This is a genomic window from Azospira sp. MPR-E4, assembly GCF_058809645.1.
In genome coordinates this window covers 1-9,360 of the sequence record NZ_JBXAST010000084.1, presented here as the reverse complement: position 1 = coordinate 9,360, position 9,360 = coordinate 1, and the positions used below count along the sequence as shown (strand labels likewise).

The following is a 9,360-nucleotide window of genomic DNA, read 5'->3' as shown; positions in this document are numbered from 1 at the left end:
CTCTCCCCCCGCGTCGCCGCCTACCAGCCCACGCCCGACTTCCCCTTCGCCGACCTGCAGCCCGTCGCCGTGTGGCGCCATTTCGCAGCCCTCTGCGCCATTCCGCGCCAGTCCAAGCACGAAGCCGCCCTGCGCGACCACCTGGCGGCCTGGGCTGAGGGCCGGGGCCTGGCCAGCGAGCAGGACGGCGTCGGCAACCTGGTGATCCGCAAGCCCGGCAGCCCGGGCCGGGAACAGGAGCCCGGCGTCATCCTGCAGGGCCACCTGGACATGGTCTGCCAGCAGAACAGCGGCACCGGCCACGATTTCCAGCAGGACCCCATCCGCCCCGTACTCAAGGACGGCTGGCTGCTGGCGGAGAACACCACCCTGGGCGCCGACAACGGCATCGGCGTGGCCCTGGCCCTGGCCGCCCTGGAAGCCGACAGCCTCTCCCATCCGCCCCTGGAAGTGCTGCTCACGGTGGATGAGGAAGCGGGCATGGGCGGCGCCCTGGGCCTGGCCCCGGGCCTGCTGCGGGGCCGCTACCTGATCAACATCGACACCGAGGAATGGGGCCACCTGTACCTGGGCTGCGCCGGCGGCATGGACGTCAATGTGACCTATCCCTACAGCAGCGAGCCGGCGCCGGCGGGCTGGACGGTGGCCAAGATCTCCCTCACCGGCCTCAGCGGCGGCCACTCGGGCATCGACATCCACAAGGAGCGAGGCAATGCCATCAAGCTGCTGGTGCGCCTGCTGGGGGAACTGGGCCAGCAACTCGGCGCCGAGGCCTGGCGCCTGCTGCAGCTGGAAGGGGGCACCGCCCGCAACGCCCTGCCGCGGGAGGCCTTCGCCACCGTGATCCTGGACCCGGCCTGCCTGGCCGAGATCGAGGCGGCCCTGGCTGCGGGCGCCCAGGCCCTTGCCCGGGAGCTGAAGGGGGTTGAAGACGGCCTATCCGTGCGCCTCTCCGAGCTGCCCTCCCTGGCCGGCCCGGCCATGGCCCCCGCCGCCCAGCGCCAGCTGCTGGCCGCCCTCAACGCGGCGCCCCACGGCGTCGCCCGCATGAGCATGAGCGTGCCCGGCATCGTCGAGACCTCCAACAACCTGGGGGTGCTCAGCGTCGCCAACGGCCAGGCCCGGGCCAACTTCATGGTGCGCTCCCTGGTGGATTCCGCCGCCCAGGCCCACGCCCGGCGCATCGCCGACCTCTTCGGCCTGATCGGCGCCGACTGCCAGCTCACCGACGGCTACTCGGGCTGGAAGCCCAACCCGGATTCGCCCCTGCTGGCCCTGGCCCAGCAGGTCTATGCCGCACAGTTCGGCGGCAGCGCCCAGGTGGAGGTGATCCACGCCGGCCTGGAGTGCGGCATCATCGGCGCCAAGTACCCGGGCCTGGACATGCTCTCCTTCGGCCCCACCATCCACGGCGCCCACGCTCCCGGTGAGCGGGTCGAGGTGGAAACGGTGGCCAGGAGCTGGCAGTTCCTGGTGGCCCTGCTGGCCGCCCTGCCCCGGGCCTGACAAACCCTTTGCCACAGAGGGCACAGAGAACACAGAGGCAGGCAAAAGCCAAACCGTCTCAGCCGGAAGGCGGGCAGCTACGACTGCCCCTCTCTGTGATCTCTGTGTCCTCTGTGGCTAAAAAAACAAACCCCAGGAGCCCCCCATGCCCATCTACAAGATCGACCAGAAGACGCCCCAGATCGCCGCGAGCGCCTGGGTCGCCCCCAACGCCACGGTGATCGGCGACGCCCGCCTGGGCGACAACGTCTCCATCTGGTGGAACGCCGTGCTGCGGGGCGACAACGACCCCATCCACATCGGCGCCAACAGCAACATCCAGGACGGCTCCGTGCTGCACACGGACGAAGGCGTGCCCATGCACATCGGCGCCAACGTCACCGTGGGCCACATGGTCATGCTGCACGGCTGCACCGTGGGCGACAATTCCCTGATCGGCATCGGCAGCGTCATCCTCAACCGGGCGGTGATCGGCAAGCACAGCATCGTCGGTGCCAATACCCTGATCCCGGAAGGCAAGGTCTTCCCCGACGGGGTGCTGATCGTCGGCTCCCCCGGCAAGGTGGTGCGGGACCTGAGCGAGGAGGAAAAGGCCCGGCTGCAAAAGAGCGCCGACCATTACGTGGACAACGCCCGCCGCTACGCCAGCCGGCTGGTGGAGCTCTAGGCCTGGCGGGCTGCGCCAGGCAGCGGCAGAAGGCCGGGAGCGACCCCGGCCTTTTTTATGTCCGTAGAACTACTTAAGTCTTTATTCCTACTACTTTTTTCGTATGTCGCCACCATAGTCTTTTCCCCATAATGGCCTGGAAAATAACCAGAACCAAGGCTGCCACAGCCTGGAGACAAGACCATGACGGCACATCCCCAGCCGCCGCCCCGGCTCTCCCGGGGGCAAGCCCTGCTGTTGCACCCGGCCAGCCCCTGGGCGGTCCTGACCATTGCCCTGGCCCTGAGCCTGTGGTTCTGGCGCACGTCCGTCGCCACCAACGACCGCATCACTGAGGAGCGCTTCCAGCGCTACGTGGCCGAGGCCAGCCAGCGCATCACCCTGCGCATGCAGGAGCACGAGCAGATTCTGCGCGGCGCCGTCGGCCTGATCCTGTCCTCGGATGACGTCACCCGGCAGGAATGGCGGGACTTCTTCCAGGCCCTCAACCTGAAGGAACACTACCCGGGCATCCTGGCCCTGGGCTATACCGTCATGCTCAAGGCGGAAGAGCGGGCGGCCTACGAAAAACAGGTGCGCCAGGAAGGCTTTCCCGACTTTGCCATCAGCCCCCGGGGCGACCGTCCCGTCTACAGCAGCATCCACCTGATCGAGCCCTTCTCCGAGCGCAACCAGCGGGCCTTCGGCTACGACATGTATTCGGACCCGACCCGCCGCGCCGCCATGGAACTGGCCCGGGACCGCAACAGTGCCGCCCTCACCAGCCGGGTCACCCTGGTGCAGGAGGACGGCCACGACATCCAGGCCGGCACCGTGCTCTACATGCCGGTCTATCGCCCCGGCCAGCCCCTGGAAACCACCGCCCAGCGCCGCCAGGCCCTGCTCGGCTTCGTCTACAGCCCTTTCCGCATGGGCGACCTGATGACCGACATCCTGGGCCACTGGGGCCGGGAACTGGACTTCGAGATTTACGATGGCGCCCCCTTCAGCGAAGCCAACCGCCTCTACGCCACCCGTAGCGGCATCACCGACAGCAGCGGCATCCGCCGCACCCAGGTGACCCTGGCCCTGCCCATGCGCGAATGGACCCTGCGCTTCCAGAGTACCCCGGCCTTCGAGGCGGAACTGGCGCAGCATTCCCCCCTCATCATCCTGGCCACCGGCGGCACCATCAGCCTGCTGCTGCTGCAACTGCTGCGCAGCCTGGCCCGGGAAGTGCGGCAACAGCAGGGCAACCAGGCCGCCCTGGCCCAGGAGCACCGGCGCCTGGCCAGCATCGCCCGCCTGCGCGACGCCTACATCCGGGGCCACGACGGACACACCATCTTCGCCCTGGTGCTGACGGAAATCCTCGATCTCTCCAACAGCCAGTTCGGCTACATCACCGAACTGAGCTACCGCCCCGACGGCGAGCCGGTGCAGCGCTTCCTCGCCCTCTCCGACATTGCCTGGGACGAGGCCAGCCGCCAGCAATACGCCGGGGCGGCGGCGGGGCGCATGCAGTTCGTCGGCCTCAACGGTCTCTACGCCGCCGCCATCGACAGCGGCGCGGCAGTCATCGCCAACGATCCGGCACACCATCCCCGGCACAACGACCGCATCCCGGCCGGACATCCGCCCATGCAGGCCTTCCTCGGCCTGCCCATCTTCCGCGACGGCCGCATCGTCGGCAGCGTCGGCCTGGCCAACCGGCCCGGCGGCTACGACCAGGCCCTGGCCGACTACCTGCAGCCGGTGGTGGACAGCTGCTCCCAGCTGATCGACGCCCTCAAGGACCAGCAGGCCCTGCAGGAAAGCGAGAACCAGCTGCGCCAGCTGTGCAATTCCCTGCAGCAGCTGATCTGGACGGCGACGCCGGACACCCGTTGTGACTTTCTCAGCCGCCAGTGGGAGGAATACACCGGCCGGCCGGCAAGCGAGCAGCTGGGCCGGGCCTGGATGGCCCAGATCCACCCGGAGGACCAGGGCCGCCTCAACGCCGCCTGGGAAAGCTGCATCGCCCGGGGCGAGAACCTGCGCATCGACCTGCGCATCCGCCGCCACGACGGCCAGTACCGCTGGTTCGACACCCGGGCCTCGGCCCTCAAGGACCGGGAGGGCAAGCTGATCCGCTGGATCGGCAGCAACACGGACGTGCAGGTGGAGCGGGAAATGATGGCGGCCCTCAGCGAAGCCCGCCGCATCATTTCCCAGGGCCAGCGCCTCGGCCACTTTGCCAGTTGGGCGGCAGACCTCAAGCAGGGCCGCTGGTTCATCCCCGACTTCACCCCCATCGTGGACTGGCCGCCGGGCGAGTACAACTGCGCCCAGCTGCTGCAGCTGGCCCACGCCGAAGACGTGGCGAACCTGCAGCAGGCCTGGCGCGAGGCCGAGGCCGGCACGGCCCCCTTCGACATCAAGTGCCGCATCCGGCACCGGGGCGAGCTGCGCTGGGTCCATCTCACGGCGGAATTCGAACGCACCCCGGAGGGCAAGGCCGAGCGCGCCGCCGGCGTGGCCCGGGACATAACCCGGGAAGTGGCGGCGGAAGAGCAGATCCGCCAGTTCAACGACAGTCTGGAACGGCGGGTGAAGGAGCGCACCGCCGAACTGGCGGCGGCCAACCACGAGCTGGAAGGCTTCGCCTACGCCGTCTCCCACGACCTGCGGGCGCCCCTGCGGGCCATCACCGGCTTCAGCCAGGCCCTGCTGGAGGACTACGGCGACAAGCTGGAAGGCGAGGCCAGGGAATTCCTCGACGAGATCATCCGCGGCGGCCGCCACCTGGGAGAACTGATCGACGGCCTGCTCACCCTCTCCCGCTGCACCCGGGGCGAACTGCGCCGGGAACCGGTGGACATCTCCGCCCTGGCCGAGGCCATGGCCCGGGAAATCCGCAGCCACCAGCGGGGCGCCCATTTCACCCTGGAGGTGGAACCCGGCATCCAGGTCCAGGGCGATCCCGCCATGCTGGAAGTGGTGATGCGCAACCTCATGGAAAACGCCTGGAAGTATTCGGCCCACCAGAAGGCGCCCCACATCCGCGTCTACGCCGACAGCATCACCGCCGACACCGTCGCCTGGTGCGTCGCCGACAACGGCGCCGGCTTCGACATGAACTACGCCAACAAGCTGTTCAAGCCCTTCCAGCGCCTGCACCGGCAGAGCGAATTTGCCGGCACCGGCATCGGCCTGGCCACGGTGCAACGCATCATCCACCGCCACGGCGGCGACATCACGGCCTCCTCGGCGGTGAACCAGGGCGCCGTCTTCCGCATCACCCTGCCCACTTGAAAGGACCCGAACCATGGACAAGAACATTCTGCTGGTGGAAGACAACGACCAGGACGAAAAGCTGATCCTGCGGGCCCTGCGCAAGGTGAACCTGGCCAACCAGGTGGACGTGGCCCGGGACGGCCAGCAGGCCCTGGACTACCTCTTCGCCGAAGGCGAGTTTTCCGGACGGGCCGGCCAGCCCCTGCCCACCGTGGTGCTGCTGGACATCAACCTGCCCCGCATCAGCGGCCTGGACGTGCTCAAGCGCCTGCGCGCCGATTCCCGCACCCACCTGCTGCCGGTGGTGATGCTGACCTCCTCCGATGAAGAGCAGGACCGCCTCGCCTCCTACGAGGACGGCGCCAACAGCTTCGTGCGCAAACCCCTGGATTTCGGCGAATTCGCCGAAACCGTGGCCCGCATGGGGGTGTACTGGCTGGCCACCAACATACCGCCGAAGAACTGAGAGGAGGCTGCCCCATGCTCTCGCCGCTGCACATCCTGGTCATCGAGGACATGGCCAGCGATTACCTGCTCCTGGCCCGCAGCCTCAGCCACGTGGATATCCCGGTGGAAACCCGGCACGTCGGCAACGTGGACGAGCTCAACGAGGCCCTGGAGGCCCGCCACTGGGATGTGGTGCTGTGCGACTACTCCATTCCCGGCCTCTCCTTCGAAGACGCCTTCCACCTGATCCGCCGGCGCCAGCCGGAGGTGCCGGTGATCGTCGTCTCCGGCTCCCTCATGGACGAGGACGCGGTGGACCTGCTCAGACTGGGCGCCTCCGACTTCGTCCTCAAGGACCGGCTGGCCCGGCTCATGCCCGCCATCTGCCGCAGCATCGAGGAAAGCGAGGAAAAGCAGCGGCGCCAGCGCATCGAGCGGGAGCTGGAGATCGTCTGGGAACGGCTCGACCTGGCCCTCACCGCCACCAACGACGGCCTCTGGGACTGGGACCTGAGCAGCAACGCCCTCTACCTCTCGCCCCGCTGGTTCACCATGCTCGGCTACGGCGAAAACGAATATCCCTGCAGCCTGGAGACCTGGCGCCAGTTCATCCACCCGGACGACCTGACCCGGGCCATGGCCATCCTCAGCGACGCCACCGGCGCCACCGGCCGGGAGCGTATCGAGCAGGTCCTGCGCATGCGCAGCAAGGACGGCACCTGGCATGACGTGCTCTGCCGCGCCATGGCCATCCGCAACGACGGCCAGGTACGCCGCATCATCGGCACCAACACCGATGTCACCGCCATCAGTCAGGCCCAGCACCAGTCCCTGCAGACGGAAGCCCGCTACAAGGCCCTGGTGGAAGCCTCGGCCCAGATCGTGTGGAGCTGCAACGCCCGGGGCGAAATCTTCGAGGACTCCCCCTCCTGGCAGGCCTACACCGGCAGCAGCATGGCCGACGGCGATCTGCGCCTGGCCTCCATCCACCCGGAAGACAAGGAGGAACTGGCCCGGCGCTGGCGCCAGGCCCTGAGCCAGAACTCCATCCTGGAGATGGACCACCGCCTGCGCCACCATTCCGGCCAGTGGCGCTGGACCCACTGCCGCGCCGTGCCCCTGCGTCTGGCCAACGGCCGCATCGGCGCCTGGGTGGGGATGAACATCGACATCCACGACAAGAAGCTGGCCGAACTCAACCAGCAACGCTACGAGCAGCTGGTGCTCAACGCCGGCGACGGCCTAGCCATCTACGACCGGGACCTGCGGGTGTGCCTGTGCAACCGGGAATTCGCCGAATTCCTCGGCCACACGCCGGAGAGCATCCGCGGCCTGGCCCTGCAGGAGCTGCTGCCGGCGGACCGCTTCGAGAAGGCCCTGCCCCACCTGCAGGCGGCGCTGCAAGGCCAGTCGGTGCGTTTCCAGCTGTCGGTGGACCGGCCCGGCCGGGGCACCTATCACATCAGCCTGCGCTACCAGCCCCTGATGCAGAACGGCCAGATCGACGGCATCGTCGCCAGCCTCACCGACGTCAGCGAGCTGAAGCAGGCCGAGCAGGCCCTGCGCCAGACCCAGGTGGAACTGGAGCAGCACCGGGACAAGCTGGAACAGCTGGTGGAATCCCGCTCCGCCGAACTGCGGGCCAGCGAGGCCCGCCTGCGCCTGGCCATCGCCGCCGCCGGCCTGGGGGCCTGGGAATACGACCCGGAGCTGGAATGCCACCTGCCGGCCCTCAGCGGCAACACCCTGTTCGACCTGCACCAGGGCAGCTTCGCCGAATTCCTCCAGGCCATCCACCCGGAGGACCGGGAAGCCATGGCCCAGGCCATGGGCCAGGCCCTCCACACCGAAGGGCGCCATCTCTTCGAATACCGGGTGCTGCAGCAGGGCACCTGCCGCTGGGTGGCGGATACCTTCGACGTGCAGCGCCGCCAGGGCCGCCTGCAGGTGGTGGGCACCCTGCAGGACATCACCGAGCGACGCCAGGCCGACGCCACCCGGGAAGCGGCGCGGGAGGCGGCGGAGCAGCTGGCCCGCATCAAGAGCGAGTTCCTCGCCAACATGAGCCACGAGATCCGCACCCCGCTCAATGCCATCCTCGGCTTCGCCCAGCTGGGCCAGCGGGAGACGCCGGAATCCCGCGCCAGGATTGGCTTTCAGCGCATTCATGACGCCGGCCAGCACCTCCTGGGCATCATCAACGACATCCTGGATTTCTCCAAGATCGAAGCCGGCAAGATGAAGCTGGAGATGCAGCCCACCAATCCCTGCGAGGTGGTGGACCACGTGGTCAAGCTGATGGCCGCCTCGGTTTTCCAGAAGGGCCTGGAACTGCGGGTGGAGGAAAGCGACAACCTGCCCGCCGCCTTCGACGGCGACTCCCTGCGCCTGGCCCAGGTGCTGCTCAACCTGCTGGGCAACGCGCTCAAGTTCACCGACCAGGGCAGCATCACCCTGCGCGAGGAGCGGGACGGCCAGGACCTCATCTACAGCATCCGCGACACCGGCATCGGCATGAACCGGGAGCAGCTGGGGCGCCTCTTCCACGCCTTCGAGCAGGGCCACGGCGGCGCCTCCCGGCGCTTCGGCGGCACCGGCCTGGGGCTCACCATCACCAAGCGCCTGGTGGAGATGATGGGCGGCAGCATCGAGGTGGAATCCACCCCGGGCCAGGGTACCTGCTTCTCCATCCGCATCCCCATGCACAACGTGGTCGAGGCCCAGCCCTCCCCGCCCCTGCAGGTCGGCCTGCTCGGCTTCGAGCAGGAGGACCGGCGCCAGCTGGCCGCCACCCTGGCGGCCTACGGCATTTCCACCGCCATCATCGGCGGCGACGCGGCCACCACCCCCAGCGGCCTGGCCCTGGTCGTCGCCGACGTCAAGGTGGAGCCCGCCCTCCTCGGCCGCCTGCTGCAACGGGGCGAACGGGTGGCCGTGCTGCACCAGCCCGGCTGCCTACCCCCTCCCAGCCCCCTGGCGCCGGAGCTGCAATACCTGGAGCGGCCCCTGCGCGCCTGCCATGTGGAATCCCTGGCCCTGGGACAGTGCGCCGCCGGCACCACGGCGGCGGACCCCCAGCGCCGCCTGGGCGGCATCGCCATCCTCATCGCCGAGGACAACCAGGCCAACCGGCTGGTGCTGCGGGAACTGCTGGAATCGGAAGGAGCCAGCATCGTCTGCGTCGAGAACGGCCTGGAGGCGGTGGAAACCCTGCAACGACGCGGCCCCCAGGATTTCCAGCTGTTCCTCACCGACGTCCAGATGCCGGTCATGGACGGCTACACCGCGGCCCGGGAAGTGAGCCGCCAGTACCCGGAGCTGCCCATCATCGGCGTCACCGCCAACGTCACCCTGGAAGACCGGCAGAACTGCCTCAACGCCGGCATGGTGGACCACGTGGGCAAGCCCTACCAGCTCGACGCCCTGGTGGAGGCCATCCTGCGGGTGGTGCGCAGCGACGCCCGCCCCTCGCCCCTGTGGCAGGC

5 protein-coding genes are annotated in these 9,360 nt (G+C 68.6%); all 5 read left to right on the top strand.

What is annotated here, in order from left to right:
* Positions 1-1,506 (top strand): aminoacyl-histidine dipeptidase (locus AC1RTA_RS15900; protein ID WP_492785290.1); only part of this gene is annotated, 1,506 nt, incomplete at its 5' end.
* A 145-nt stretch (positions 1,507-1,651) separates the two neighbouring features.
* Positions 1,652-2,173 (top strand): gamma carbonic anhydrase family protein, encoded by a 522-nt coding sequence (locus tag AC1RTA_RS15895; RefSeq protein ID WP_492785289.1) that lies wholly within the window; start codon positions 1,652-1,654, stop codon positions 2,171-2,173.
* A 183-nt stretch (positions 2,174-2,356) separates the two neighbouring features.
* Positions 2,357-5,446, top strand: coding sequence for a CHASE domain-containing protein (locus tag AC1RTA_RS15890; RefSeq protein WP_492785288.1), 3,090 nt, complete (start codon positions 2,357-2,359; stop codon positions 5,444-5,446).
* 13 nt (positions 5,447-5,459) lie between these two features.
* Positions 5,460-5,894 (top strand): response regulator, encoded by a 435-nt coding sequence (locus AC1RTA_RS15885; protein ID WP_014237807.1) that lies wholly within the window; start codon positions 5,460-5,462, stop codon positions 5,892-5,894.
* Positions 5,895-5,908: 14 nt separating this feature from the next.
* The coding region (locus tag AC1RTA_RS15880) for a PAS domain-containing protein (RefSeq protein ID WP_492785287.1) at positions 5,909-9,360 on the top strand (3,452 nt) is incomplete at its 3' end.

Bases quoted from the DNA above. Each gene is read 5' to 3' on its own strand.
- AC1RTA_RS15890 (WP_492785288.1), top strand. From the start codon at position 2,357: ATGACGGCACATCCCCAGCCGCCGCCCCGGCTCTCCCGGGGGCAAGCC.
- AC1RTA_RS15895 (WP_492785289.1), top strand. From the start codon at position 1,652: ATGCCCATCTACAAGATCGACCAGAAGACGCCCCAGATCGCCGCGAGC.
- AC1RTA_RS15885 (WP_014237807.1), top strand. From the start codon at position 5,460: ATGGACAAGAACATTCTGCTGGTGGAAGACAACGACCAGGACGAAAAG.